The following is a 24,962-nucleotide window of genomic DNA, read 5'->3' as shown; positions in this document are numbered from 1 at the left end:
GTAGATTTTAGGGTTTGAAGCAAAATGAGCGGTCCACTCACATCATTTTGTCCTTCACCTGATTCATCATTTGGACACCATGTACCAGCGAGGCTCCACCACGTATGGCGGCAGCCACATGAATGGCCTCCATCATTTGCTCTTCGTCAACTCCTTTTTTAAGCCCGTCGGATGTATAAGCATCTATACAATAGGGGCATTGGATGGCATGGGCTACTGCCAGCGCGATGAGTGATTTTTCCCTGGCGGTCAAGGATCCCGGGGCGAAAACGCTTCCGTAGTAATCGAAGAATTTGTCTCCTAATTCCTGCTGGAATTCAGTGATCTTGCCAAATTTCCCAAGGTCTTCACGGTTATAATAAGTCTCTTTCATCTGTCAAATAGAGGATTGTGAGCCCATTGGCTCGGTTTTAATTAAATAGGAAGAAATAATGAAGGAACTAGAGAGAAGGGGGCGCTCGTAAAGGAAGATTTGCCACCATGAGGCGGGTTTGGAAAAAAGCAAGGCCCGATGCCTGCAGGAAGAAGTGACCCAACAAATGCAACAATGGCTGGAGGATTGATCGCCGGATTTTGGTTTTGAATACCTGAGTGAAATCCTCCGAACGGTTAATGTCTGAAAGCTGCTCCAGATGGGCCACGTTTTCCGAAACGGAAGAAAGGACCTCATAAAATCGGTTGGTATGCCAGGGTAGTCTCATCAGCCATTCCTTACGGAAGATCTTTCTGGATATTCCGATGAGATAAGCACCGCCATGGCTATCGGGACCAATGACCAGGTCTCTGGAGCGAAGTAGCTCATTGGCAAGGGTCAGGTCAGTAGATTTTAATTGGGGGCAGTCATTGCCTACCACGATGACGTTCTCAAAGCCCTGGTCAAATGCTTCTTTAACCGCCTGGAAAAAACGTAATTCGATTGGACCCTGAGCGATCCCGGGATCCTCTATTTCCAAAGCAGTAAGGCCCGTGTTGGAGATGAGTTTCCTGGTTCGGTTCTGGAAATACCGCACCACCCTGGGAGTAGAATGAAGCGATTTGGATCGGATTTCATCTATTTCCCTGCGGGTAAAGAGCAATATGGCCGTTTTGTTTTTCATCTGCCGAAACAAGATAACCATTGTGAGCATCAAAAAGTTGTTTGATCTACTTACGCAGGCTCAATTGTCGGCGGATTTTCAAATGCGGTAAAAAACTCAGATTTGTTCGATCACTACTCCTACACTCTGAAAGTCTTTCCAGAAATCCGGGTAGGATTTCTGCACCACAGAGGGGTCATCAATGGTGATGTCACTGGTGGCACAATAGGGCGCAAAAGCCATGGCCATGCGGTGGTCATCATACGTGTCGATCACCTCTACAGCGGTCGGCAGAGTTCCCGGGATCATCGTCCATGAACTCCCGTTCTCGATGAGGTTTGCGCCTAGTTTGCGGAGCTCATTTTGCATGGCCGCTATTCTGTCTGTTTCTTTGATTCGCAGGCTTTCCAGTCCGGTCATCTTCAACGTTACGCCTTTCGCTGCGGCAGTTACCATCACTGTCTGTGCCAGGTCAGGGCAGGTTTTGAAATTGATGTCGATTTCCCGTGCTACCTCATTGGTTTGAACAAGCGTGGCTCCCTGATCATCGTAGGTGGTTGTGATGCCCAGCTTTTTCATAATAGTGGCGATCTCCTGATCTCCCTGCAGGCTTTCCGCGCGGAGGCCCAGGAGTTTTAGGGTTGAATCTTTTCCAAGTGCAGCCAATGAGTACCAATAGCTCGCACCAGACCAGTCACTCTCTATGGTGTATGCTCCTGATGAATAAGCCTGGGGGGCTATTTTGATTTCGTTGCCTTCCCAAAGCGATTGCACACCAAACCGCCGCATCAGGTCGAGTGTCATTTCTATGTAGGGTCTGCTGAATACTTCAGTGGTGAGTCTTAAAGTAAGTCCATCGGGTAGACTTGGCCCGATCATCAGTAGCGCACTGATAAATTGGCTACTGATATTACCCGGAATTTCTATCAGGCTGGCTTGCTGGTCTTTTATGCCGATTATTTTCAATGGTGGATAGCCATCCTGCCCCAGGTATTCTATTTCGGCTCCCAGTTTCCTGAGGGCTTCTACCAAAACACCAATGGGCCGCTGGCACATTCTGGGAGTACCCGTGATGGTCTGCCCGGATCCTTTTACAGCCAAAAATGCTGTGCAAAACCTCATGGTGGTTCCAGCATCCAGTACGTCCCATACTTCACCGGATTCCTTCAAGAGCCGCTGCATGGTCTGGGTGTCTCTTGCGGCCGACAGGTTGTGTAGCTGAAGCTGATTTCCACTCAATGCGTTAATAAGAAGCGCCCGGTTGCTTTCACTCTTAGAAGAGGTCAATTGCACGGCTCCTTTGAGGGGTTGATCGAATTTTTTAACGAGATATTTCAAGCAGAATATATATTTAAAGTAAGGTATAACCGCGTTACAACTGTTTCCGTTATACGATTGTCTTAATGATTAATTATGTCTATATCAAAAACCATAGGAACCCTTATCGCTACCGTTCTGGTTGGATCTTTGACGCTTTTAATTACTACACCAAAGAAAGTAATGAAAAACAAAGCAAGAACCGCCAAAACTAGTACGCAAAACGGGATTGAGGAAAAGGAAAATCTATTTATTTGAGGTTTTGATAATATTGGAACGCTTCATCGATCCATTTCAGGTCAATTAACTCATCAAAAGAGCACTTACCCACCCCATCCAGCAATGAGAAACTAATTTCATTGCCCACATTTTTTTTGTCCTGTAACATCAGCGGCATGATCTCATGGATTGGCGGCAGCTCAAATTTCCCAAATACGGAAATAAGATAGGCAGACATTTCATCCAGATCGGAAGCGCTTAGTTTTTCTAGTTTTTTGGCTAAAAAACCTTCCAGAATCATCCCGATGGAGATGGCTTCTCCATGTAGCAGTGACTGTCTGGAGTTGAGATACCACGTTTCAATGCCATGGCCCAATGTGTGACCGAAATTCAGGATTTTTCTCAGTCCGGCCTCTCGCGGATCTTGTTCGACCACCTCACTTTTGATTTCCACAGACCTTTTGATTACCTCAGTCCAGTTGAGATCAGGAAAATTGGATTGGCGAATGCGCTCGAAATATGATTGATCATAGATGAGCCCATGCTTGATCACCTCTGCAAAACCAGACCTGAGCTCACGCTCGGGCAGGGTTTTTAGAAATAGGTCCGAGATGACTACCGCATCCGGGTCATTGAACACCCCGATGTGATTTTTGAACCCCCGAAAATCGATCCCCAGTTTCCCGCCAATATTGGCATCAACAGCAGCCAGCAGGGTGGTAGGAATGTTGATGAACCGAACGCCACGCTTGTAGGTGGATGCGGCAAAACCGCCCATATCGCCAATTACTCCACCGCCCACATTGACCAGCACAGATTTTCTGCTAAAGCCACAGGTGGTCAGTGCCGCCCAGATGAGTTCACAGCTATTAAGGTTTTTGAAGAGCTCGCCACTATGGATTTCAATGATTTCTGCATCGTCACCTACTTGCAGAAGTGGGAGGCAGTGCTCCCGGGTATTTTCATCCACCAGATAGGCGATCCTGTCTGGTTTGAAGGTTTCCAGAAGTGAACGAAGCTTCTCGGCAGGGTCTTCGGTGAGCGTGATGTAGCCTGGTATTTTCAAAGTGCTTGATTATAAAGAGTAACAGTTGTAATGAAGGTGAAAAAATGATTGAGGGCTTACTATCTTTGCCGTCAGTTTTCAAAAGTATGTCAGAAAATTCAAAAATCAACTTCGAAGATACGGCAACTGCATTTGCGCACAAGAGTACGGCGAGGCTTTGGAAGTCTCATTTTGTGTTCTCTACCATGAATTATCCGTGGGTAGTGAAGTTGGGTACCTCTGTCACCAGTGCCGCCCTCAAAATGCGTTTGCCTGTTAAGGGACTGATCAGGAACACCCTGTTTGATCAGTTTTGCGGAGGAGAATCGATAGAAGGCAGCGAACCCCGAATGATTCTGCTGGCCCAGTCCAATGTAAAGACCATTCTGGATTACTCTGTGGAGGGTGAAGCCTCCGAGGATGGCTACGATGAGGCGGTAGAGGAGGCGTTGCGTGTTTCTGAATACGCCAAACAACATGTAAGCATACCCTTCTGTGTGCTGAAAATGACTGGAATTGCCTCTACCAGGTTGATGGAAAAGAAGCAAAAGGGTGAACAACTGACCCCTCAGGAGGCTAAGCGCTTCGATAGGGTGCTGGAACGAATAGACACCATTGTGGGCAGAGCCGTTCAGAATGACATGAAATTCATGATTGATGCCGAGGAGTCCTGGATACAGGACGTGATCGATCGCATCACTTATGACCTCATGCTAAAATACAATAAGGAAAAGCCTTACGTGTATAATACCTATCAGCTATACAGGCATGAAGCGCTGGCCAACATGAAGGCCGGTTTTGAAGAGGTGACAAAGGGGGGCTGTTACTTTGCAGCCAAGCTGGTGCGGGGAGCCTACATGGAAAAGGAGCGTGATAGGGCTGAAGAGAAGGGTTACCCGGATCCGATTCAAACCAACAAGAAGGAAACGGATCACGATTATAACATGGCACTACAGTTTGCCATAGAGCACATCGACAAGTTTGCGCTTTGTGCGGGTACACACAACGAGGATTCCTGCCAGCTGCTGGTAAACCTCATGGACACTCACAACATAAAGAAATCTGATGACCGGGTGTATTTTGCCCAGCTGCTGGGGATGAGTGACAATATTTCATTCAAGCTGGCCAGTTTGGGATACAATGTAGCCAAATATGTGCCCTATGGCCCGGTAGAAAAGGTGCTCCCCTATTTATTTAGAAGAGCTGATGAGAACACCTCCATCGCTGGTCAGAGTGGCAGGGAGTATAGCCTGATCAGAAAGGAATTGAAAAGAAGACGAAGTAAATCATAAAAAATGCTAAGCGAACAAGAAATCCAGCGAAGAAACGAGCGAGAGGCTTTGATGAAAATGGGGATAGACCCCTATCCGGCGGACCTTTTTGAGGTGAACGTGAGCACCAAGGATATTCATGAAAACTACGAGCGCAATAAGACGGACTATAAGAACATCTCCATTGCCGGAAGACTGATGAGTCGCCGGATCATGGGATCAGCTTCATTCGCAGAAATACAGGATAGCTCTGGCAGGATACAGATTTACCTTCGTCGTGATGACATCTGTCCGGATGAAGATAAAAGTCTTTACAATGACGTATTCAAAAAACGCCTGGACATTGGAGACATCATCGGTATTACCGGCTATGTTTTTACCACCCAGGTGGGGGAGATTTCTATCCATGTGACCAGTTTGAAGATTCTGAGCAAATCTCTGCGACCATTGCCTATCGTGAAAGAGGTGGAGGATGAGGAAGGAAATAAGAAAACCTATGATGCTTTCAAGGATCCCGAGCAGCGCTACAGACAGCGTTATCTCGATTTGATTGTGAACCCACACATTAAGGAGACCTTTAAGAAGCGAACCCAGTTGGTGAATACCATCAGGGATTTTCTGAATGACAAGGGATACCTGGAGGTAGAAACGCCTATCCTTCAGCCGATACATGGAGGTGCTGCGGCTCGCCCTTTCGAGACACATCACAATACGCTGGACATGAAACTGTACCTGCGCATCGCCAATGAGCTCTACCTCAAGCGACTGATCGTGGGTGGCTTTGATGGAGTTTATGAATTTGCCAAAGATTTCAGAAATGAAGGCATGTCGCGTTTTCATAATCCGGAGTTTACGCAGGTGGAGCTCTATGTGGCCTACAAAGACTACAACTGGATGATGGACCTGATGGAGGCCTTGGTAGAGCAGATCGCTATCAATCTGCATGGAGACACCAAAGTACAGGTAGGTTCGCATGAAATTAACTTTCAGCGCCCCTGGAAGCGCTTTACTATGTTTGAGGCCATCGAACACTTTACGGGCATTGACATCTCTGCCATGGAGGAGGCTGAGTTGAGAGAGACCGCTAAAAAGCTACATGTGGCAGTGGATGACAGCATGGGTAAGGGCAAGCTCATTGATGAGATTTTTGGGGAGAAGTGTGAAGGTCAGTTGATCCAGCCTACCTTCATCACGGACTACCCGGAGGAGATGTCTCCGCTTACCAAAAAGCACCGATCCAAGCCTGGTCTTGTAGAAAGATTTGAGGCCATCTGTAATGGCAAAGAGATTATGAACGCTTACTCAGAGCTCAATGACCCTATCGATCAGCGCAAGCGATTTGAGGATCAGATGGAGCTGGCTAAGCGTGGTGATGATGAAGCGATGGCTCTGGATGAGGACTTTCTCAGAGCACTGGAGTTTGGGATGCCTCCTACAGCGGGTGTAGGCCTTGGTATTGATCGTCTGACCATGATCATGACCAACTCCAATTCCATTCAGGATGTGCTTTTCTTCCCACAGATGAAAGCAGAGAAAAAAGCCAAAATCGTAACGGATGCTGAACTAATGGCGCTGGGAATCAGGGAGGATCTTTTGCCGATTATCAGAAAACTTGCGCTCAATACGATTGAGCAGATCAAGCATAGCGATGTAAACAAACTGCACAATGACGTATGTGGAACGCGTAAAAAGCTAAAGCTGAATGACGTCCAGAATCCTACAAAGGAGGAAGTACAGAGCTGGATAGAAGGCTAGCGGATCGTTCAGGACAATGAATAAGAGGCCGCTCAATGCATTGAGCGGCCTCTTTTGTTACAATTTTCTTCTCATGGCCACCTGATCGATGGCCTGGTTGCCGTTTTCTATAATGGGTTGACTATAGTATTTGAGGAAGTGACCCTTGGATACAAAATAGTGCTCAAATTTCATCTTCTCATAATACTTGATGGTATCTGCGCTGGTATCTGCGGTTTTTACAATCAGGTAATCATAGCCCTCCATTTTTGAGATGCGCATCACATATTTGATGATTTCTTTGCCAATGCCCTGACCCTGGTATTTATCAATAATCGAGATGTTCTTAAGCTCCATTTCCTGAGGGTTGTTGGGCATGAGCACAAACACACCTACCAACTCATCGTTTAACTTGGCCAGATAGCACTCTCCTGAGTACAAGTACTTTTCGATCATCTCTATGGAGGGATCTGCCTTGAACAGCAAATCCATGGGTGCCTTTTCAGTATGTCCTAGTTTACCAATCTCCAAATTCATTCTTATCCAATCTTACTTTTAGCGTGCTCTATTCCGAGATTTATCCACCTCATTAATTGTTCTTCAGTCTCAAACCCACCTGCACTCACATAAACGAACTCCTTCATGGGACTTTTGGTGAAATCCATGGGCCGGACGTGCGCTTCAGCCAGTACTTGCTCCATTTTATCCGAAACCACCCTTACGGCCAGGTCGTCTTTCACTACTCCTACGGTCATTTTGCCCTCATACAGAAAAGAGAGCCCACCGAACATTTTCTTTTCAGTATACTGAAAGGAGCGAATCAAATCCATAGCCATACGGATTCTCTGAGCCGTTTCTTCGTTGAAAGCCATGTGCGAGGTTTTGTCTCTTAAAGATGCACAAATTCACTTAAAATCGACTGTCCAAAAAAGCTCTTTGCTTTTTTATTGAAGTTTTCAGTTTCATCAGTGGTTAAAAATCGAAGTTGATGGTTTTTCAGACAAAGATCTGAAATTTCCGGGTGGCGATCCAGATAATCTACGAGACTTGGCGCCACAATTTCGCCCTGATTCAGCACGGTGATACCTTCAGGAAGCCGGGCACTTATTTTTTGGATCAGCAAGGGGTAATGGGTGCAGGCGAGAAGGAGCGTGTCTATTTTTTCTGATTGACTGAAGAGCTCCCGGAGGTACTTTTCCACAAAGTAGTCTGCCCCGTCTGAGTCTTGTTCACCGTTTTCCACCAGGGGCACCCACATCGGGCAGGCTTGTTGAAATACCTTAAGGTCAGGTGATTGCTTTTTGATTTCCAGTAGGTAGGATTCGGAATTTACCGTCCCTGTGGTGCCAAGTACCCCTACATGCCCGGTCTGGCTGTATTGGCTGATTACCTCGGCTGTTGGCCTGATCACCCCCAGCACTCGTTTGTCTGGAGCCAGGCCGGGGAGATCTCGCTGCTGTATGGTTCTTAAGGCTTTCGCCGAAGCGGTATTGCAGGCGAGAATGATAAGAGGGCAATCTTCATTCAATAAGTATTTGACGCTTTCCAGCGTGTATTCATAGATGGTTTTAAAGGATCGGTTGCCGTACGGAGTACGGGCATTGTCACCGAGATACAAAAAGTCATGATCGGGCAGAACTTTTACGATCTCCCGAAGTACAGTAAGTCCGCCATATCCCGAATCAAATATGCCAATAGGTCCTTGCTCCATGCCGCTAAGCTAGTTACTCAAACGGCAACTCATCAACTATTTTCTGCAATTTGGCACGGCTGTATAGGCCTGAGGTGGCATATATGATTTTACCATCCTTATCAAGCAGATAGAAATAGGGCAAGTCTTTATCCGTGATGTTCAGGGCATCTCTATATTCTTTCAGTGTACCCTGATAGAACAGGACATTCGGATGCAGCCGCGGATCCACATCTTTTTCCACTTTTTTCATCACCTGTTGATAGGCGGGCCGTTTGGCTCCGGTGAGCATGGGTACAAAATAGACGTTCACGTCATAACTGAAAGCAAACAGACCCTCCTCCGGTTTTTTGATCAGCTGGTCATATACCGGAGTAAACCATGAGTTGAGGGATTTTTCTGATTTTTTGGAAAAGGCAAGGCCAATCAAGGTGTGTTTTCCTCTTACGTCCTCAGGTAAATTCACCTCGCCGTGTATGAGGTTTTCACCCGCCAGACCTGGGAATAGGGTTCCCTTTTGTGCAAAGAGTAATGATGGTGAGCAAATGATCAGAGCAAGAATAAGTTTTTTCATGGGTCTATGGTTTCCTTATAGTAACTCCCATGAAGTTAATATATTTCATTCATCCAAAGTGGGATGAAAAGCCACCCCACTCAAATTAATTGTAATTCAGTTTTCTGAGTCTTTCGTGGGCCAGTAAACTAAAGTTTTCACAGGAAGGAATATACTGACCGATCTGTTCGGCAGTGGCCAGGCTTACATATTTCACGTGCTGTTCGCGGTATTTTTCAGTAAGGAGCATGTCACATTCCATTAGCTCCTTTAGGATAGGGTTGTTGCTCTCGAGCTGTTGAATTTCATTCAGGCGTATTCTGTATCGTTCGTGATGTTTCGGGTGCTTGATCAGGTGAAACAGTGTGTCAAAATAGAGCTCAAAGGCTTCCTTCCTGTTGTTAGCCCTGATAAACTTTCCCTTTAGGTGTTGATCAAAAGAGTGTCGCTTCAAGGTAGACCAACTGCGAATGATCAGATCCAGGTGATCTTCTTCTGCCATGAAAAATACGTCTGTCCGATAAATGGAGGAAATGATCAGGGAGTGACTTAGCGTGAGCGACTCTATCAATGACCGAAAGCTCTGCGCATCATGATCCTTAAACCAGAAAGAAGGAGCGCAACTTCCTTGAATGCTGAGGTATTGAATTTCTTTCATTTTTGGACGGATAATTTGATGAAAATAACTAGGAGGCCGGCTACCATCCCTATGAATTTATGAAAAAAGTAATTAATGTGCCATTTCTATCCTGATTTTCTCACACCTGATCGGATGCCCCGGTGACTCACTGCAGTCTTCTTTTCGAACTTTTAGAAAAAAGATACATTGGGAGTACTTATTAAAATTCTGCTTGCATAATTTTAAGTTATGACTCTAAATCAACTAGACTATGCCCTGACGCTGTGGCGAATTGGCAGTTTTAGCAAGGCCTCGGAGCGGTTGGGAATCACACAGCCGGCGCTGAGTGCTCAGATCAAAAAACTCGAGGAGGAAATCGGGATAAAGCTTTTTAACAGAAACACTACACCCATAGAGATCACCAGAGATGGCTTGAGATTTCTCGAACGTTCGCAGCAGATTTTGACCGATGCACGCCGATTGATCAATTTCTCCCAGGAGCTGAGTCAGCAATATAATGATGTGATCAGGGTGGGAGTAATCCCCACGCTCGCGCCGTTTCTGATTCCGCTTTTTTCTGACGACCTGCAGAAGGATTATCCGGAATTCAGGTTGGATATCCACGAGCTTACCACGGAGAGCGTAGTGGCTGGTGTCAGGGATGGAAGCCTGGATGTTGGTCTTATTTCTACACCCATCAGCGTTGCGGGGATCGTTTTTGAGCCGTTATTTTATGAGAAGTTCTTTCTTTATATGTCTTTTCAGCCTGAGACCAGGACCCATTTCGATTTGCAGGACATTAGCTATGATGAGCTTTGGCTTTTGAACGAGGGCAACTGCTTTCGCGACCAGATCAATAATTTTTGTGACCTTAACAAAATCAGGCAGCACAAACACTTCATCTACCGCAGCAACTCCATCGATGCACTGATCAGGATAGTAGACACCAAAGGAGGCATGACCATACTGCCCGAGCTGAGTATGTTGAGCCTGGATGAAGAACAGGAGGAGCGTGTGATCCCGATTGGCGGCAAACCAAAGGCTCGGGAGATCAGCCTTATTATGACCAAACATTACGATAAGCAGCGATTTATTGATAAGTTGGGAGAATACATCAGGAAGAACATTCCACGGCATATGCTCTCATCACAGGACTATGAAATTGTGGATCCGCAAATCAATATTGGCTGATATGGGACTTACCATCCATCAAATTGCCGCAGATCTTGGCGGGCTTTTGGTAACCTTTTTGTGCTGAATGAGTAAACTAAATGGTCAAAACTCTAATTAAAAGTCGCCATGTTCAGCCTGTTTAGCAAAAAGAAAAAATTTAAAGCCTCCTGTGATCTGAGTGGCAGTCCACTCGAAAGGGAGTCTGCTTACCTGGTATCCACGGCACAGATCATCTCCTCCAGAAAATTCTGGGATAACATTATGACTGAGCCCGATACCATGACTTACACCGAAGCGTATTTCAAAAGCGGCGATCAGACTGCTACCAATATCAGAGGAATGATATTTAAGAAGTATGCAGATAAAGATCGTGCATGGGTCATTTCGGACTCACATCTCCATCTTTTCGACATTGATGAGTCTGCTGCCAAGACAGTGGCCAATGAATGGTGGGACTCCGAAGGAAAAGAGGTTCCACAAGAATTGGAAAACTCTCTGGCTGGTCTTGATGAGAGTTCCTTTGAAGAGATCAAATCTTACGCCGTGAAAGAGGCAGGAAGAAGGTTGGTTCAGGTATGACAGGGGTCATACCTGATCTGATGTCTTAGGCAATGTTGGTATAGACGGCCTGCACATCATCGTCATCCTCTATTTTATCCAGCATTTTTTCTATTTCTTCCATTTGCTCATCAGTAAACTCTACCGGGCTGGTGGGAATTCTCTGCAGGCTGGATTTTTTCAGTTCTATGTTCTGATCTTCCAGGGCTTTGGACAGCGAGCCAAAGTTGGTGTAGTCCGCATACAGGTAGACCATTTCCTGATTCGTTTCTATTTCCTCAAGGCCAGCATCTATTAGCTCCAGTTCCAATTCTTCCAGCTCCAGCCCCTCAGGTTTTTCAAATTCGAATACCGCCTTGCGGCTAAACATAAACTCCAGAGAACCATTCGGGACTATGCCGCCGCCTGCCTTGTTGAAATAAGACTTTACGTTGGCTACAGTGCGTGTGGTATTATCCGTGGCGCATTCCACAAATACGAGCACACCATGTGGGCCCTTTCCTTCATAGGTCACTTCGGTATAATCCGCAGCGTCATTGCCCAATGCTCTTTTGATGGCATTTTCGATGTTATCCTTGGGCATGTTTTGTGACTTGGCATTCTGGATGGCCGTACGCAGCTTGGAGTTCGTTTCCAACTCGGGCCCTCCCTCTTTCACGGCTACAGTGATGGCTTTGGCCAGCTTAGGAAATATTTTGGACATCTTGTCCCAACGTGCCTCTTTGGCTGCTCTTCGGTATTCAAATGCTCTTCCCATGGATTTTTATCTTTTGGAAGGCAAAAATACATAGATGAACAATATCTAAAAAAGTTTTCTCAACGTGTGATCAACAATATTCAGAGGTGCCGGATTTTTGGGAGCAGTTCATGCAATACTGGCCAACGCTTCCTGTAGTTTGATCAGGTCGATGGGTTTTTGCACAAATGCAGCGTAAGGGATTTCGCTGTAATGGGCGGCCATAAAATCCTCGGAATGTGCCGAGACAATGATGATTTTTGGTCGATGTTCAAGCAAGTCGATGAACTCGGGCCCTTCCAGCCCTGAAATGTTGATGTCCAGAAATATAAAGTCAGGTTTTTGTTTCTCTATCTGGATGGTGGCATTGACCGTGTCTGTGTACATGCCTAGTACTTGAATTCCCACGGTCTTTTTCAGGTAAAAGGACAAAAGGTCCTGGTGGTGTATTTCATCTTCTACGATGATACAGGTGCGCATGGTCTGGTTGGACATTTTAACAAAGGCTGGTTTGGGTCACAAATGAACACATAATCATTCTCATTTGGAAATGGCAAGGCCTGCTGATTACTGACCAAAGAAATCCTGGAAGCTTCGTCTTTTTTCGATTTTCAAATCCTGCAGGAGTGCTGATTTGGGGCGGATAATCAGACTAAACGATTGGTACCGTCCAAATGGTACCCAGGAGAAGTTGAGGGTCCAGCAATGGAGGTCACGTGCCACTCCTATGTTGGTTTGAGTGAAATCCTTGTTTTTGACGTCATAGCCGGAGTTGAAAGTGATCTGGGTTTTGTCAGTGAGCCCCAGCGTACCACTAAACTGTACGCCATGACTGGAAATGAGGGCGTCATCCAGTCCGTTTTTAGTTCGGCTCAGGTTATAGGCCACACGAAGCGACCAGGGTACATTGAAGTCCACATAAGCCTCCGGGTTTTGCTTGATATACTCTTTTTCATCCTCCGTACCAAACGGGCTTTGGTCTATGGCTGCACCATCGTTTTCAAAGGCACTGCGATTATTGGGGTTGCTATTTGGATTGTCATTAGTCTCCTTGGAACCTTTGGGCTTCAGCGAGAAGCTGACCTGCGAGCTGAGGGTTCTCAATGTACCAATTCCTTCGCCGTTGTTCCAGGCGTAGCGGTCTATTTTTTGCCCGGAGGAGGTTCCGTTTTCAATGTAGAGGTAGGGGTCGTAAGCGCCACTCAGGGTGAGGTTCACCTTTTGGTTGAAAAAGCTGGTTCGGGCGTTCCAGTTAATGTTGCTCAGCCGAAAGGAGTCTGCAGCGAAATTGTAGCCACTGTTGACGGAGAGGTTTTCGAATATTTTTACTTTTTTGAATTCATTGACAGAGTCTTTTTTGGCTCGCACTTTCATTTCCAGGTTGTTGGTGAGGCCGAAGCTGACTGTGCGACTTTCATTGCCCGATGGGCTTCCGTAAGCGAAGTTCTGGTATTTGGACAACCGCTTCGTATTACCCAGTGTATCCATTTGTACAGTTTCGTATACACCATATTTTTCATCTCCAAAGTCCGGATTGTAGCTGAAAGATAGGCTGGGCGTCATGACATGTCGGATGGCTTCTATACCAGCAATACCTTTCACATAGTACATCCCGTACATCCGGGTATTGATGGAAGCGCCTGAACTCCAGCTACCTGCTCTGGAAAACCCCTCCACAGTATCTACCCGCACACCATTTTGCTCAGGTACATAGGTATATTCCAATTCTCGGGTATACCATACTTCCTGATAGTTGAAGCTGGGGCTTACGGTGAAGTATTTTAGGAGGTTGAAAGAAGTAGAAACCGGTATGGTGTGTTTCCCACCGATTTTAGACCGGTCATAAATATCTCCCAGATTCTCCACATTCAGTTCGATGGGTTCCTCGTCTTCTGTGACATTGCCATTGATAGGGGTAAAACCCAATGAAGTAGGTGACACAGGAGCATTACTGATTTCATTTTTGGCCACGAAATTATGGCTAAAGCTTATTTTGGCGATGGGAGAATTGGAGGATTTAGCCAGGTTTTTGAAAGGGTACATCCTGTTCATATTGAGCGCAAAATCCGGCAAGCTCATATTGTAGATACCTGACTGAATATTTTGACGCTGCCTGAAGGTGGAGGACATATTGAAGGGTATGCGCTGAAACTTCTGGCTATAGCTCAGACTCGACTGAAACTCGGAGCTGATACTCTGCTGAGGATTGTAAATGGCTACGTTGTTGTTGGTATTGAACCCTCTTGTACCACCGTTGACAGATGCGCTAAAGCTGGAATTTCCTCTGGTCTCCGGCCGGTGGCTCCACCGCACCCAAAAATCATTGGTCACACTGGGCACAGTTTCTGTTTCCGTCACATTTTTGTTGTAGGCGAAGTTCATGGACCCATTGAATTTGTACCGTACCTTATAATTGGTGGTGGCATCAAGGGCATATCCACCTTTTGAGTACACGTCGCCAGTAAGTTTCAGGTCAAAGTATTCACTAAAGCCAAAATAGTAGCCACCACCTCTCAGAAAAAAACCTCTTCGGGTTTCTTCACCATATGAGGGGAAAACAATGCCTGAAGCTTTCTGGCGGGGTTGCGGAAACATCCCGAAGGGAAACCACAATGGGGTAGGGACTTCCCTGAATTTAAGATTGAAGGGGCCGGACAGCACTTTGTTTCCCGGGATTACTTTGATTTTTTCTGACTTGATAAAAAAGTGGGGGTCTGACAGGTTGCAGGTGGTGTACTTGGCTCCTTTGATGAAGAGTTCGTTCTCCTCATTTTTTTTCACATCTTCTCCGTGCATGATGGCCCCGTCCTGTTCCGTGATTACACCTTTGATAATGGCCCGCTTGGTTTTGAAGTTATAAAGAATGTCATCCGTTTCGTAAACACTGCCTCCCTGCGAGAAAACGGGCTTCCCGCGCTTTCTGCCCAGCGTATCCAGGGTATATCGCGACTTGATATTTCGCTCATTCCAGTCTATGGTGGTCTGGTCAGATTCCAAGGTGATGCTCCCATAGTCTATGTGGGTATTGCCATAGAGAAACAGTCGCCTGTCCTCAATCTCAAAGATCATAGAATCTCTGGCAGTATAGTTGATAGTGGTTTCAATATCATTTTTTTTGGAAGCTTTTCCGGAGGGAGCAACCAAAGAATCTGGCGGTGTGATGAGGGAGTCTGAGGGGATCAGTGCCAGGCGGGAACTATCGTTGGCCTGAATGAAATCTGAACCTGTAAATTTGAGCTCGGGATTGGAACCAATCACAGCTCTATCAGCTGACTCAGAGGAGGTAGAATCAACTTGCGCCTGTAATCGAATAACAATCGATATAAAAATAGTTACTAGCGCAATTCTCCTCAAGCCCTCGGATTTTATTAACTGGTTAAAAATTTACAATTTTGCGTAAAATTATGGGAATTTAAGATATAACCGAGTAGGCATGAGAAATATTGTAATTCCATTTGGCATTTCCATACTGCTGGTGCTGGGCTCCTTTAATACCGTAGGTATTACCAAGTACAAAGTAAGGAAGATTGTGATAGATCCCGGACATGGAGGGAAAGATCCGGGTACACATGGTAGCATTTCGAAAGAAAAGGACATTGCGCTTAAAATTGCGCTGGAAGTAGGGCGTGTTATTAATGATAATCTCCCGGATGTGGAGGTGATTTTTACCCGTACAGATGATAGTTTCCCAAAACTACATGAGCGGTCCAATCTGGCCAATAAAAAGGATGTGGACCTCTTCATTTCCATTCACGCCAACTGGGTGTCCAACCCAAGTATTTATGGCACTGAGACCTACGTAATGGGTGTCCAGAATACCGCTGGGAATTTCGAGGTAGCCAAGCGTGAGAACTCTGTAATCCTGCTGGAGGACAACTACGAGACAAAATATGATGGATTCAACCCTGAGTCACCAGACTCGTATATTCTTTTTTCACTGACTCAGTCAGCCTTTCAGGAGCGGAGCCTTAGGCTGGCCGGCCTGATAGAAGATCAGTTTAAGACCAGGGTCGGCAGGAAAAGCCGGGGAGTAAAACAATCCAGTCTATGGGTGCTTTGGAATACCGCGATGCCTAGTGTTTTGGTGGAGGTAGGGTATCTTAGTAATGAAAAAGAAGAGAAGGAGCTTAATGATCCACTCAATCAGGTTTACATTGCATCCGGTATTTACAGAGCCTTCCGTGATTATAAAATGGAACTAGAGTCCATGAACTAATAAACTAATGCCTTAGCATGTCAAAAGAATTTAAAGTAGGTCTCATAGCGCTTGTCACAGGTGTGCTTTTATATTATGGTTTCAATTTTCTAAAAGGGATAGATTTCTTCTCGCCCACGCATAAATACTATGCGGTCTACGATAATGTGGATGGACTCAATAAGTCCAACCCCGTCATTATCAATGGACTTACAGTGGGGCGGGTCAGTCGAATCAGACTACTGCAAAATCAGGGCAACCTTATTTTGGTGGAGTTGGATATTGACGAAACCATCACCCTGGGAGATTCCACTGTGGCATCCTTGATGAATACCGATTTTCTTGGGAGTAAAGGCATCGTGCTCACTGTGGGACCGCTGGATAACCCTATAGAACCCGGAGATACCCTCACTTCTTATGTAGACAAAGGGCTTAATGAAATCCTGGCCAGTGCGGAGCCTGTAGCCAGCAACCTGAACACCACTATCACCAGAGTGAACGAAATCCTTATTGGGCTGAAGGGAAGCGGAGAAAAAATCAATGCTACGATAGAGGAGGTACGCAAGACCACAGTGAGTGTGAATGAGATTATCTCCGAGAACCAGGCGGAACTGGCACTGATCATGACCCGAACAGCGGTACTTATTCAGACTTTGAATAGTAAGCTGGATAAGATAGACCCGATTCTGGTGAAAACGGGCGGTGTATTGGACTCATTGAGTAACCTTGAAATTAACCAGACGCTGGCTTCTATTCGTGGGGCAGTGGATAACCTGAATGTGACCATTAATGAACTCAAAAGCGAGGATGGCACACTCGGAAAGCTGATCAGTGATGATTCATTGTATAACAACATTAACCGGACCATGACCGATCTGGACAAATTAATCCTTCATATGGATCAGTACCCCAAGCACTTCTTTTCACCTCTGGGCAAGAGTCATAAGAAAGTGATGGAAGACATGAAATAGGGGGTTTGATCACCCCTTTTTAATTATCCCTAACACCCCAATTCATCTTTATGGATATTAAATTCAACAAAAACGAAGATTTAAATAAACAGCTGGTTTCTGAACTACACCGAAGACTCAAAAAAGTACATTTTGGTGGGGGCGAAGGGAAAATAGAGAAGCTGCATCAGAAAGGAAAATTATCAGCCCGGGAGCGTATTGACCTTTTGGTGGATTCCATGGATACTTTCCTCGAAGTGGGCGCTTTCACAGCCGATGGGATGTATGAAGAATGGGGTGGTTGCCCATCCGCTGGAGTGGTCACTGGACTGGGGGTAGTCTCTGGCAGGCAGTGTGTGATTGTGGCCAATGATGCCACCGTGAAAGCCGGAGCGTGGTTTCCCATGACTGCCAAAAAGAACCTGAGGGCTCAGGAAATAGCCATAGAGAACAGGCTTCCAATCATCTATCTGGTAGACAGTGCCGGCGTGTTTTTGCCTATGCAGGATGAGATATTCCCCGATAAGGAGCATTTTGGCAGACAGTTTAGAAATAATGCACGAATGTCTTCTGAAGGGATCATCCAGGTAGCGGCTATCATGGGTAGCTGTGTGGCTGGAGGGGCTTATCTCCCGATCATGTCGGATGAGGCAATGATCGTAGACAAAACCGGATCGATCTTTCTGGCAGGGAGCTACCTCGTAAAAGCTGCTGTTGGCGAGGATGTGGACAATGAAACACTGGGAGGGGCCACCACCCACTGCGAGATATCCGGTGTTACAGACAACAAATACCCTGGTGATAAAGAGTGCCTCCAGGCCATTCGGAATATTTTTGATCGGATTGGGCATTTCGAAAAGGCTGGTTTTAACCGTGCGGAGCCTAAGCCACCCAAAGAAGACCCCAAAGAAATTTATGGCCTATTTCCGAATGACCGGAACACTCCCTATGATATGCTGGAGATCATCAAGCGACTGGTGGATGATTCGGAATTCGAACAGTACAAGGAACTCTACGGCAAGACCATACTCTGTGGGTACGGTCGCATAGATGGCTGGAGTGTGGGTATTGTGGCCAATCAGCGTACAGTGGTCAAGACCAAGAAGGGTGAGATGCAAATGGGTGGAGTAATCTACAGTGACTCTGCCGATAAAGCCGCACGGTTTATCATGAACTGTAACCAGCGAAAAATTCCGTTGGTATTTCTGCATGATGTAAATGGATTCATGGTGGGCAGCAGATCTGAGCACGGGGGTATCATCAAGGATGGAGCGAAGATGGTGAATGCCGTATCTAACTCCGTGGTGCCAAAGTTTAGCATCATTCTGGGTTCGTCTTATGGCGCCGGAAATTATGCCATGTGTGGCAAAGCCTTTGATCCACGACTCATATATGCCTGGCCAAATGCCCAGATAGCCGTGATGAGTGGTAAATCAGCTGCCAAAACCTTACTGCAAATAAAAGTTTCAGCGATGAAGGCCAAAGGAAAGGTGATTTCCGACGAAGATCAGCAGACCATGCTGGATGAGATCACGGATTCTTATGAAGCCAAGCTAAGTCCTTATTATGCTGCATCTCAGCTTTGGGTGGATGGCATCATTGACCCGCTGGAAACTCGCCGGGTGATTTCCACTGGAATTGCCGCGGCGGATCACGCCAAAATAGAAAAACCCATGAACGTGGGGGTTATTCAAACTTAAGGTGTGGAAATTGCCTGTTTCATGTAGTAAGAATTATTAATTTCGTCTTTTATAATCCTATTTTTAGAAACAATTGATCAAGGAAAGCGAACTTAAAGCACTGGTAACTTTACTGGAGGATGACGATGAGGAGATCATCTCCCATGTAGAGAAAAAGCTAATGGAAATTGGCACGGGTGTGATACCCTTGTTGGAACAGGAGTGGGAAACCAACTTTAATCCGCTTATTCAACGCCGCATAGAAGACCTGATCCATACTTTACAGTTTGAGCTTTTTCAGGAGCGCCTGGAGGATTGGAAGGCGAACAGAGAAGATGATTTACTGGAAGGATTGTGGCTGGTCGCTACCTATCAGTACCCCGATCTGGACCTGGAGGAACTTCGTCAGCAGGTGCATCAGCTTTATGTAGAAGTTTGGCGGGAATTCAGAGAGGACCTCAACCCTTTTGATCAGGTAAGGGTGATGAACAGCGTTTTGTTCAATCGATTTAAATTCAGGGCGAATACCAAGAACTTCCATTCGCCCGCCAATAGCATGGTGAACGCAGTGCTGGAATCGAAGAAAGGAAATCCAATATCGCTCTGCGCAGTATATCTGCTCATAGCACGCAAGCTGGATTTACCTATCTACGGAGTGAATCTCCCCAACCTTTTTATTCTTACTTATCGCAGCCAGCATTCTGATTTTTACATCAATGTATTCAACAAAGGCCTGATCTTCTCTAAAGAGGATATTGACAACTACCTGGATCACCTGGACATCCCTCCTCAGGAGATTTTCTACGATCCCTGCCCCAATATCGATATCGTGCTGAGGTGCCTGCGGAACCTCATCGTCTCATTTGAGAAACTGGGCGATTACCACAAGAGTGATGAAATCAAAACAGTTTTGACTAAACTGGATGACAAGAACATCGGATTTGCTTAGGTGATTTTTTAAAGACTATAGGCCAGGAAATAATCCCGCACAGCTTCATAGTGGATTCTGTAATGCAGCTCAATCTGATCCTTTTGGATGATCCCGTTCATCACGCTGTCCGTCTCAAACTCAATGAAGGTTTCATCCCTCATGCTCAGCTTTTTGCGACCGTAGATTTTATAAAGCACTTCTTTGCCACACCAGATGGCACATAGTTTTTGGAGGTTATCTCTGTATGCAATCTCTCGCTCGTTGACGAACTTATCCTGAATTTTGACCAGCTTGTTGCGGGCACGCTCCAGATCTATCCCGCAAGGATTGTGTAGGTGAATCATGGCTGCAGCCATGGGAAATGAATGCGAAATGGAAATTTCAGCAGAAGAACCGATCAGAAAGGGCTTGCCGGATTCATTGGGTGTGAGGCCCCGGTACTTTAGGGCAAACTGAGCACATAGGTTTTGGATGAGAATCCTCCCGACTATCCATTCAGCCAGTCTTGTTGGGTTCAGCCCTTTCGGTACGTCTTCTTTAATCAATCCCAAAAGAACCTGATTGGTTTCTTGTATGTTCCACACTGCGTAGGCAGAATATGGGCTGATTGGTTTAGATAATAACAATGGCATAGTCTATTCTGATCACCTATGGTTAATTTTACCTCAATTTATTGATTATGAGTTCAATTCAAGTAAAAAAGCAGCATACTTTAACGGGGCACAAGGATAGCCTGTACACCTTGTGTGCTTATACCGATTCTGCTTTTTTCTCTGCTGGTGGGGATGGTATGGTGGTTTTGTGGGACCTGAAATCTCCGGATACCGGGAAGATGATCGTGAAGGTGCCGGCCAGCGTTTACGGCATATCATACAATAAGGAGAGAGATGTTTTGGTGGTCGGGCAGAACTTCAGCGGAATACATCTGGTGGATGTGAATACAAAAAAGGAGATTGGATCTTTGGCGCTTACTTCCAAAGCCATTTTTGATATACAAACCACGTCGGAGGCTATTTTTGTAGCGACAGGCGAAGGTGAGGTGTTTAAAATTGACTGGAACCTGCAAATTATGGCTTCAGAGAAGCTCAGTGTGGAGAGCGCCAGGAGCATAGCGGTATCTGAGGAAAGAAAGGAGATGGCAGTAGGATTTAGCGACCACCACATCAGAATTTTTGATACGGAATCTTTAAACCTGAAAAAGGAGTTTAAAGCGCATGAGATTTCCGTGTTTTCGGTTCGTTATCACCCCCAGTTGCCTGTACTGATGAGTGCAAGCAGGGATGCGCGGTTCAAACTGTGGGATTTAGACAATGACTATCAGATGGTGGAGGAGGTCGTCGGCCACATGTATGCCATCAATCACATAGAGTTTGGCGGATCAGGAAAGTACTTTGTGACCTGTAGCATGGATAAGTCTATCAAGGTGTGGGATGCGACCGAATTCAAACTGCTCAAGGTGATAGACAAAGCTCGGCATGCCGGGCATGCTACCTCCGTGAATAAGCTCCTTTGGATGAATTATCGCAATTGGTTAGTATCTTGTAGCGACGATCGCACGATTTCGGTTTGGGAAGTTCTTTCAGAACATTAATTTAGTAGCATATGAAAATCACGCCGATAGAGATAAGGCAGAAAAACTTCGAAAAGAAGCTTCGTGGGTACGACAAAGATGAAGTCAGTGCCTTTTTGCTTTCTCTTTCGAATGAATGGGAGCGGGTTTTGGATGACAACAAAGAACTCAAAATCAAGCTTGATCAGGCCGAGAAGGAAGTAAGAAAGTTGCGCGAGGTGGAGAGCTCGCTTTTCAAGACATTGAAAACTGCAGAAGACACAGGTGCCAACCTGATAGATCAGGCCAATAAGGCCTCGGAACTTCACCTCAAGGAGACCCAGATGAACGCTGAGGCCATGATGAGTGAAGCCAAGGCTAAGGCTAAAAATCTGATAGAGAAGTCTGAAATGGAAGCCCGACAGATGATAGAGGAGATGCAGGACGCCATCAAGGACCTGGAGCAGAACTATCGGGCGTTGGAGAATCACCGTGACAACATCATGGCGGAGTTGAAGAATTTTGCGGAAGATATCCATGACAGGATCAATAGGACGACCAAGCAACAGGCGCCTTTCAAGATGGAGGACCATACCAAGAAAGTAAAAGCGTTGGTCCGCGAATCTGAAGCCTGGATCAACAAAGAGAAACTGGAGGTGAAACCGGTAAAAATGACACCCCTGAAGCAGCCGGACCTCAACAACACGCGATCTCACCGCCCTGCACCCAAGCCTGCATCAGCACCTCCCGCGGCGAAGAAGCCTACAGAACCTGTAAAGACCCAATCAGGGGGAGGTTCATTTTTTGATGATCTGGAGGAGTAAGGATGGGATGGGTTTCACTGGAAGGCATGGAGTTTTATGCGCGCCACGGCTACTACGAGGAGGAGCGCAAAATTGGCAATAAATACAGTGTAGACGTGCAACTGGAAGTGGACTTTGCGGAAGCCGCCAGTGAAGATAAGTTGGAGGGCACAGTCAACTATGAGAAAGTCTATGAAGTAGTGGCCGAGGTGATGAGTATAGATGCCATGCTGCTGGAGCACCTGGCCGGTAAAATGATCAGAAAACTGAAAGACGCTTTTCCGAAAGTAATCAAAGTGCAGGTAAAGGTGAGTAAATACAATCCCCCGATTAAGGGCTTATGCCATAGGGCTATGGTAACCCTGGAAGGGTGATCTTACACGGGTGAAGGGGTGATAAACACAAATCCGCGGGCATCTGCACCGTCATAAAAATCCACTTCTTTCCCAAGTAAAAACATCATTTCGCGCTTTTGAATGAACACTGGAATCCCGTCAATGTCATAAGCCTGATCATTCTCCTTCTTTTTATCAAAACCGAGCACGAATGTCACCCCGCAACCGCCGCCTTTCACCCCCACTCTCAGGCCGTAGCCTTCGGGAATATTTTTGTTGGCCATGATATGCTTGATTTCTTTTTGTGCTTTCGGGGTTATGTGTACGGGCTCATTCATTTCGCCAAAGAAAATACTTATTTTTGATCTTTACTTAAGCGCTAACACTTAGAAAATGGAGATGGTTTACGACCTGTTGAAAATTACAATACCTGGATTACTCATTTTGTATACTGCTTATCTGATTGTGAGGTCATTTATGAACAAACAACTGGATGAATTACACCTGAGTCTCAGGCACAAAAATCAGGAGGTGGTCTTGCCCATCCGGCTGCAGGCCTATGAGCGAATCTGCCTCTTACTGGAGCGGATTTCACCTAATCACATCATTCCTCGTCTGAATGAAAAGGACTTGAGTGCTAAACAACTTCAGGGGGCGCTGGTTAGCGAGATTAGGAGTGAGTTTAGTCACAACCTTTCTCAGCAGGTCTATATTTCCGAGGAAGCCTGGATTTATGTCACGGGTGCCATTGAGCAGTTGATTTCCCTCATCAATGAGTCTGCCAACGAGCTGGAAGACTCGGCCACCAGTCTAGATTTGGCAAAAATGGTGTTTGAGAAAAATATGCGCAACCAGCAGGACACCATCAGGGGCGCACTCTCGTTTATTAAAAATGAAATAAAAGAACTTTTCTGAAATAAGTATGGGCACTACGAAGCTGGATAGGATTTACAATAAAGCCAAAGAGACAGTCACTCAAAATGAGAAGGTAAAGTCTCTGCTCACTGAAGTGAAAGCAAAAATGGATAAGATCAACTCTGACTCAGAGGAGCGATCCACATTCATTTATCAGATACAGGTACTGGTGAGGATGATCCGGGCCCATTTCAATGGCAAGTATTCCGCTTTTTCCACCTCCACTATCCTGACTCTTGTATTTGGCCTCATTTATTTTATTACACCTATTGACCTAATTCCTGATTTTATTCCGGCATTGGGGTTGACAGACGATATTTCACTGATCTATTTTATTTTCAGAAACCTGGCTGAAGATATAGGGAGATTCAGGTCTTGGGAAGAAACAACTGGCTGATTTTTCACCATAAACGAACCGAGTAATGTCTACACACACCGCACTAATCGTAGGAGCTACTGGACTGGTAGGAAAGCACTTGCTGGATCATATGCTCACCAAAACTTACTACAGTAAAATTAAGGTCCTATCCCGCCGGCCGCTTGAAATAGACGATCCCAGGGTAGAGGTTATTGTTCTTCCTGATTTTTCAGAGATGAATTCTATTAGCGCTCAGCTTGCAGTCGAGGACTACTATTGCCTGCTGGGTACCACCATCAAGTTGGCCGGATCCAAGGAAAACTTTAAGAAGGTGGATTTAGAGTATCCATTGATGCTGGCAGAGATCGCACAGAAAGCCCCGGAGTTCAGACAGTATCTGGTGGTAACAGCTGCGGGATCAAATGCGGATTCCCCACTGTTTTACAATGAGGTAAAGGGGCAACTGGAGGAAGGACTCAAACAACTCCACCTGAAGGGGTTGAAGATCTTCAGGCCATCACTGTTGCTGGGAGAGCGTGATCACTTTAGGCTGGCAGAGGAAATTGCAAAGGGTATTTCCAAAATATTCTCTTTCTTCATGGTAGGGCTGAAGCGCGGCCTGTGGTCTATCAATGCCTCAGATGTGGCCAAAGCCATGCACATTGTGGCTTCAGAAGGAAAGGAAGGAATCAGGGTATACAGTTCCAATGACATGTTCAAAATTGTAAATACACAGGGACTTTGATTGCCGTTATTCAGCGGGTTTCAGAGGCGTCGGTTACCATTTCAGACATAGAGGCCTCCCGGATAGGCGTTGGGCTGCTGATTTTGCTGGGGATTGAGGGGGCCGACACCACAGAGGATATTGACTGGCTCACCAGAAAGGTGGCCAACCTGAGAATCTTTTCTGATGAAGAAGGGAAAATGAATCTTAGTCTTTTGGATATTGGTGGAGAAGTTTTGGTCGTGAGTCAGTTCACCCTACATGCACTGACGAAAAAGGGAAACCGACCTTCATACATCCGGGCAGCCTCGCCCGAAATTGCCATTCCGCTCTACGAAGCTTTTGTGAAAAAAATGAGAGTGCTTGGCCCACCGGTGCTTACTGGTGAGTTTGGTGCAGATATGCAGGTGAGCCTCGTCAATGACGGCCCGGTAACCATTATTATTGACACCAAAAACAAACAATAGCCCCCGAGAATCCTTTTGCATTAGCATTACTATTGACTCATCTTTATACTACCTTTGCAGACTTT

29 protein-coding genes are annotated in these 24,962 nt (G+C 45.9%); 15 read left to right on the top strand and 14 right to left on the bottom strand.

What is annotated here, in order from left to right; all coding sequences use genetic code 11:
• Positions 1–37 precede the first annotated feature (37 nt).
• The 4 genes from RIH33_RS14640 to aroB all read right to left on the bottom strand — a co-directional run bounded on the left by RIH33_RS14640 (position 38) and on the right by aroB (position 3,678).
• Positions 38–373 carry an arsenosugar biosynthesis-associated peroxidase-like protein gene (locus tag RIH33_RS14640; RefSeq protein ID WP_406652322.1) on the bottom strand — a complete coding sequence of 112 codons (336 nt, stop codon included), beginning with the start codon at positions 371–373 and terminating at the stop codon, positions 38–40.
• Between the two features lie 67 nt (positions 374–440).
• Positions 441–1,097 carry a DUF2064 domain-containing protein gene (locus RIH33_RS14635; protein ID WP_406652321.1) on the bottom strand — a complete coding sequence of 219 codons (657 nt, stop codon included), beginning with the start codon at positions 1,095–1,097 and terminating at the stop codon, positions 441–443.
• Between the two features lie 96 nt (positions 1,098–1,193).
• Positions 1,194–2,414: a 3-phosphoshikimate 1-carboxyvinyltransferase gene (locus tag RIH33_RS14630; protein WP_406652319.1), complete on the bottom strand. Its 1,221-nt coding sequence runs from the start codon at positions 2,412–2,414 to the stop codon at positions 1,194–1,196.
• Positions 2,415–2,643: 229 nt separating this feature from the next.
• Positions 2,644–3,678: a 3-dehydroquinate synthase gene (gene aroB, locus RIH33_RS14625; protein WP_406652317.1), complete on the bottom strand. Its 1,035-nt coding sequence runs from the start codon at positions 3,676–3,678 to the stop codon at positions 2,644–2,646.
• A gap of 86 nt (positions 3,679–3,764) precedes the next feature.
• Here aroB and RIH33_RS14620 point away from each other — a divergent pair, with 86 nt between their 5' ends.
• Complete coding sequence (locus RIH33_RS14620) at positions 3,765–4,949, top strand: proline dehydrogenase family protein (protein ID WP_406652316.1); 1,185 nt, start codon at positions 3,765–3,767, stop codon at positions 4,947–4,949.
• 3 nt (positions 4,950–4,952) lie between these two features.
• A complete protein-coding gene (gene lysS, locus RIH33_RS14615) occupies positions 4,953–6,683 on the top strand; it encodes a lysine--tRNA ligase (RefSeq protein ID WP_406652314.1) in 1,731 nt (576 codons plus the stop codon).
• Positions 6,684–6,740: 57 nt separating this feature from the next.
• On the opposite strand, the gene RIH33_RS14610 is transcribed toward lysS, so the two are convergent.
• The 5 genes from RIH33_RS14610 to RIH33_RS14590 all read right to left on the bottom strand — a co-directional run bounded on the left by RIH33_RS14610 (position 6,741) and on the right by RIH33_RS14590 (position 9,563).
• Positions 6,741–7,199 carry a GNAT family N-acetyltransferase gene (locus RIH33_RS14610; protein WP_406652312.1) on the bottom strand — a complete coding sequence of 153 codons (459 nt, stop codon included), beginning with the start codon at positions 7,197–7,199 and terminating at the stop codon, positions 6,741–6,743.
• Between the two features lie 2 nt (positions 7,200–7,201).
• Positions 7,202–7,534, bottom strand: a complete 333-nt coding sequence (locus RIH33_RS14605) for a TfoX/Sxy family protein (protein WP_406652310.1) — start codon at positions 7,532–7,534, stop codon at positions 7,202–7,204.
• A gap of 17 nt (positions 7,535–7,551) precedes the next feature.
• On the bottom strand, positions 7,552–8,373 hold the full coding sequence (gene murI, locus RIH33_RS14600) for a glutamate racemase (RefSeq protein ID WP_406652309.1): 822 nt from the start codon (positions 8,371–8,373) through the stop codon (positions 7,552–7,554).
• Between the two features lie 13 nt (positions 8,374–8,386).
• Complete coding sequence (locus tag RIH33_RS14595) at positions 8,387–8,926, bottom strand: hypothetical protein (protein ID WP_406652307.1); 540 nt, start codon at positions 8,924–8,926, stop codon at positions 8,387–8,389.
• Between the two features lie 85 nt (positions 8,927–9,011).
• Positions 9,012–9,563: a hypothetical protein gene (locus tag RIH33_RS14590; RefSeq protein ID WP_406652306.1), complete on the bottom strand. Its 552-nt coding sequence runs from the start codon at positions 9,561–9,563 to the stop codon at positions 9,012–9,014.
• Positions 9,564–9,773: 210 nt separating this feature from the next.
• Here RIH33_RS14590 and RIH33_RS14585 point away from each other — a divergent pair, with 210 nt between their 5' ends.
• Both RIH33_RS14585 and RIH33_RS14580 read left to right on the top strand, forming a co-directional pair.
• Entirely contained in the window at positions 9,774–10,715 is a 942-nt protein-coding gene (locus RIH33_RS14585; protein ID WP_406652304.1) for a LysR substrate-binding domain-containing protein, read from the top strand.
• 108 nt (positions 10,716–10,823) lie between these two features.
• A complete protein-coding gene (locus RIH33_RS14580; protein ID WP_406652303.1) occupies positions 10,824–11,276 on the top strand; it encodes a hypothetical protein in 453 nt (150 codons plus the stop codon).
• A 25-nt stretch (positions 11,277–11,301) separates the two neighbouring features.
• Here the strand turns inward: RIH33_RS14580 and RIH33_RS14575 are convergent, their stop codons facing one another.
• The 3 genes from RIH33_RS14575 to RIH33_RS14565 form a co-directional block, all read right to left on the bottom strand.
• A complete protein-coding gene (locus RIH33_RS14575) occupies positions 11,302–12,012 on the bottom strand; it encodes a YebC/PmpR family DNA-binding transcriptional regulator (protein WP_406652301.1) in 711 nt (236 codons plus the stop codon).
• Between the two features lie 108 nt (positions 12,013–12,120).
• Positions 12,121–12,486, bottom strand: coding sequence for a LytR/AlgR family response regulator transcription factor (locus RIH33_RS14570; RefSeq protein WP_406652300.1), 366 nt, complete (start codon positions 12,484–12,486; stop codon positions 12,121–12,123).
• Positions 12,487–12,558: 72 nt separating this feature from the next.
• Positions 12,559–15,249 (bottom strand): putative LPS assembly protein LptD, encoded by a 2,691-nt coding sequence (locus tag RIH33_RS14565; protein WP_406658522.1) that lies wholly within the window; start codon positions 15,247–15,249, stop codon positions 12,559–12,561.
• Positions 15,250–15,424: 175 nt separating this feature from the next.
• On the opposite strand from RIH33_RS14565, the gene RIH33_RS14560 reads away from it, so the two are divergent.
• The 4 genes from RIH33_RS14560 to RIH33_RS14545 all read left to right on the top strand — a co-directional run bounded on the left by RIH33_RS14560 (position 15,425) and on the right by RIH33_RS14545 (position 19,764).
• On the top strand, positions 15,425–16,207 hold the full coding sequence (locus RIH33_RS14560; RefSeq protein WP_406652296.1) for an N-acetylmuramoyl-L-alanine amidase: 783 nt from the start codon (positions 15,425–15,427) through the stop codon (positions 16,205–16,207).
• Between the two features lie 17 nt (positions 16,208–16,224).
• Positions 16,225–17,157: an MlaD family protein gene (locus RIH33_RS14555; protein ID WP_406652295.1), complete on the top strand. Its 933-nt coding sequence runs from the start codon at positions 16,225–16,227 to the stop codon at positions 17,155–17,157.
• A 50-nt stretch (positions 17,158–17,207) separates the two neighbouring features.
• The gene (locus tag RIH33_RS14550; protein ID WP_406652294.1) at positions 17,208–18,836 is read left to right on the top strand and encodes an acyl-CoA carboxylase subunit beta; all 1,629 of its coding nucleotides are present in this window, start codon (positions 17,208–17,210) and stop codon (positions 18,834–18,836) included.
• A gap of 73 nt (positions 18,837–18,909) precedes the next feature.
• Positions 18,910–19,764 carry a transglutaminase-like domain-containing protein gene (locus tag RIH33_RS14545; protein ID WP_406652292.1) on the top strand — a complete coding sequence of 285 codons (855 nt, stop codon included), beginning with the start codon at positions 18,910–18,912 and terminating at the stop codon, positions 19,762–19,764.
• An 8-nt stretch (positions 19,765–19,772) separates the two neighbouring features.
• Here RIH33_RS14545 and RIH33_RS14540 read toward each other — a convergent pair whose 3' ends face one another.
• Positions 19,773–20,378, bottom strand: coding sequence for a 4'-phosphopantetheinyl transferase family protein (locus RIH33_RS14540; protein ID WP_406652291.1), 606 nt, complete (start codon positions 20,376–20,378; stop codon positions 19,773–19,775).
• Positions 20,379–20,425: 47 nt separating this feature from the next.
• Here RIH33_RS14540 and RIH33_RS14535 point away from each other — a divergent pair, with 47 nt between their 5' ends.
• The 3 genes from RIH33_RS14535 to folB are packed head-to-tail and all read left to right on the top strand — an operon-like array spanning position 20,426 to position 22,472.
• On the top strand, positions 20,426–21,337 hold the full coding sequence (locus RIH33_RS14535; RefSeq protein ID WP_406652290.1) for a WD40 repeat domain-containing protein: 912 nt from the start codon (positions 20,426–20,428) through the stop codon (positions 21,335–21,337).
• An 11-nt stretch (positions 21,338–21,348) separates the two neighbouring features.
• Positions 21,349–22,119, top strand: coding sequence for a DivIVA domain-containing protein (locus tag RIH33_RS14530; protein ID WP_406652289.1), 771 nt, complete (start codon positions 21,349–21,351; stop codon positions 22,117–22,119).
• Between the two features lie 2 nt (positions 22,120–22,121).
• Entirely contained in the window at positions 22,122–22,472 is a 351-nt protein-coding gene (gene folB / locus RIH33_RS14525; RefSeq protein ID WP_406652288.1) for a dihydroneopterin aldolase, read from the top strand.
• A 2-nt stretch (positions 22,473–22,474) separates the two neighbouring features.
• Here the strand turns inward: folB and RIH33_RS14520 are convergent, their stop codons facing one another.
• On the bottom strand, positions 22,475–22,771 hold the full coding sequence (locus RIH33_RS14520) for a HesB/IscA family protein (protein ID WP_406652287.1): 297 nt from the start codon (positions 22,769–22,771) through the stop codon (positions 22,475–22,477).
• 55 nt (positions 22,772–22,826) lie between these two features.
• Between RIH33_RS14520 and RIH33_RS14515 the strand changes: the two genes are divergently transcribed.
• From RIH33_RS14515 to dtd, 4 genes are read left to right on the top strand one after another with little or no spacing between them, the layout of a single operon-like run.
• Complete coding sequence (locus RIH33_RS14515; protein ID WP_406652285.1) at positions 22,827–23,348, top strand: hypothetical protein; 522 nt, start codon at positions 22,827–22,829, stop codon at positions 23,346–23,348.
• Positions 23,349–23,355: 7 nt separating this feature from the next.
• Positions 23,356–23,745, top strand: coding sequence for a YkvA family protein (locus tag RIH33_RS14510; RefSeq protein ID WP_406652283.1), 390 nt, complete (start codon positions 23,356–23,358; stop codon positions 23,743–23,745).
• 25 nt (positions 23,746–23,770) lie between these two features.
• The gene (locus RIH33_RS14505; protein WP_406652282.1) at positions 23,771–24,451 is read left to right on the top strand and encodes an oxidoreductase; all 681 of its coding nucleotides are present in this window, start codon (positions 23,771–23,773) and stop codon (positions 24,449–24,451) included.
• Positions 24,448–24,897, top strand: coding sequence for a D-aminoacyl-tRNA deacylase (gene dtd, locus RIH33_RS14500; protein ID WP_406652281.1), 450 nt, complete (start codon positions 24,448–24,450; stop codon positions 24,895–24,897). The genes RIH33_RS14505 and dtd overlap by 4 nt, the downstream gene beginning before the upstream one ends.
• Positions 24,898–24,962: the final 65 nt, after the last annotated feature.

This window comes from Marinoscillum sp. (assembly GCF_040222955.1).
In the GTDB taxonomy this organism is placed as follows: Bacteria; Bacteroidota; Bacteroidia; order Cytophagales; family Cyclobacteriaceae; genus Marinoscillum.
The sequence above is the reverse complement of the archived record's forward strand: the minus strand, read 5'-3'. Positions and strand labels throughout refer to the sequence as shown.

What these genes read in the sequence shown, in the direction of transcription:
- RIH33_RS14640 (WP_406652322.1), bottom strand. Translation starts at nt 373, where the DNA reads ATGAAAGAGACTTATTATAACCGTGAAGACCTTGGGAAATTTGGCAAG.
- RIH33_RS14580 (WP_406652303.1), top strand. Translation starts at nt 10,824, where the DNA reads ATGTTCAGCCTGTTTAGCAAAAAGAAAAAATTTAAAGCCTCCTGTGAT.
- RIH33_RS14550 (WP_406652294.1), top strand. Translation starts at nt 17,208, where the DNA reads ATGGATATTAAATTCAACAAAAACGAAGATTTAAATAAACAGCTGGTT.
- RIH33_RS14610 (WP_406652312.1), bottom strand. Translation starts at nt 7,199, where the DNA reads ATGAATTTGGAGATTGGTAAACTAGGACATACTGAAAAGGCACCCATG.
- RIH33_RS14590 (WP_406652306.1), bottom strand. Translation starts at nt 9,563, where the DNA reads ATGAAAGAAATTCAATACCTCAGCATTCAAGGAAGTTGCGCTCCTTCT.
- RIH33_RS14595 (WP_406652307.1), bottom strand. Translation starts at nt 8,926, where the DNA reads ATGAAAAAACTTATTCTTGCTCTGATCATTTGCTCACCATCATTACTC.
- RIH33_RS14555 (WP_406652295.1), top strand. Translation starts at nt 16,225, where the DNA reads ATGTCAAAAGAATTTAAAGTAGGTCTCATAGCGCTTGTCACAGGTGTG.
- RIH33_RS14570 (WP_406652300.1), bottom strand. Translation starts at nt 12,486, where the DNA reads ATGTCCAACCAGACCATGCGCACCTGTATCATCGTAGAAGATGAAATA.
- RIH33_RS14535 (WP_406652290.1), top strand. Translation starts at nt 20,426, where the DNA reads ATGAGTTCAATTCAAGTAAAAAAGCAGCATACTTTAACGGGGCACAAG.
- RIH33_RS14520 (WP_406652287.1), bottom strand. Translation starts at nt 22,771, where the DNA reads ATGAATGAGCCCGTACACATAACCCCGAAAGCACAAAAAGAAATCAAG.
- RIH33_RS14540 (WP_406652291.1), bottom strand. Translation starts at nt 20,378, where the DNA reads ATGCCATTGTTATTATCTAAACCAATCAGCCCATATTCTGCCTACGCA.
- RIH33_RS14515 (WP_406652285.1), top strand. Translation starts at nt 22,827, where the DNA reads ATGGAGATGGTTTACGACCTGTTGAAAATTACAATACCTGGATTACTC.
- RIH33_RS14575 (WP_406652301.1), bottom strand. Translation starts at nt 12,012, where the DNA reads ATGGGAAGAGCATTTGAATACCGAAGAGCAGCCAAAGAGGCACGTTGG.
- RIH33_RS14510 (WP_406652283.1), top strand. Translation starts at nt 23,356, where the DNA reads ATGGGCACTACGAAGCTGGATAGGATTTACAATAAAGCCAAAGAGACA.
- RIH33_RS14620 (WP_406652316.1), top strand. Translation starts at nt 3,765, where the DNA reads ATGTCAGAAAATTCAAAAATCAACTTCGAAGATACGGCAACTGCATTT.
- RIH33_RS14585 (WP_406652304.1), top strand. Translation starts at nt 9,774, where the DNA reads ATGACTCTAAATCAACTAGACTATGCCCTGACGCTGTGGCGAATTGGC.
- RIH33_RS14635 (WP_406652321.1), bottom strand. Translation starts at nt 1,097, where the DNA reads ATGAAAAACAAAACGGCCATATTGCTCTTTACCCGCAGGGAAATAGAT.
- lysS (WP_406652314.1), top strand. Translation starts at nt 4,953, where the DNA reads ATGCTAAGCGAACAAGAAATCCAGCGAAGAAACGAGCGAGAGGCTTTG.
- folB (WP_406652288.1), top strand. Translation starts at nt 22,122, where the DNA reads ATGGGATGGGTTTCACTGGAAGGCATGGAGTTTTATGCGCGCCACGGC.
- RIH33_RS14505 (WP_406652282.1), top strand. Translation starts at nt 23,771, where the DNA reads ATGTCTACACACACCGCACTAATCGTAGGAGCTACTGGACTGGTAGGA.
- RIH33_RS14560 (WP_406652296.1), top strand. Translation starts at nt 15,425, where the DNA reads ATGAGAAATATTGTAATTCCATTTGGCATTTCCATACTGCTGGTGCTG.
- RIH33_RS14530 (WP_406652289.1), top strand. Translation starts at nt 21,349, where the DNA reads ATGAAAATCACGCCGATAGAGATAAGGCAGAAAAACTTCGAAAAGAAG.
- murI (WP_406652309.1), bottom strand. Translation starts at nt 8,373, where the DNA reads ATGGAGCAAGGACCTATTGGCATATTTGATTCGGGATATGGCGGACTT.
- RIH33_RS14605 (WP_406652310.1), bottom strand. Translation starts at nt 7,534, where the DNA reads ATGGCTTTCAACGAAGAAACGGCTCAGAGAATCCGTATGGCTATGGAT.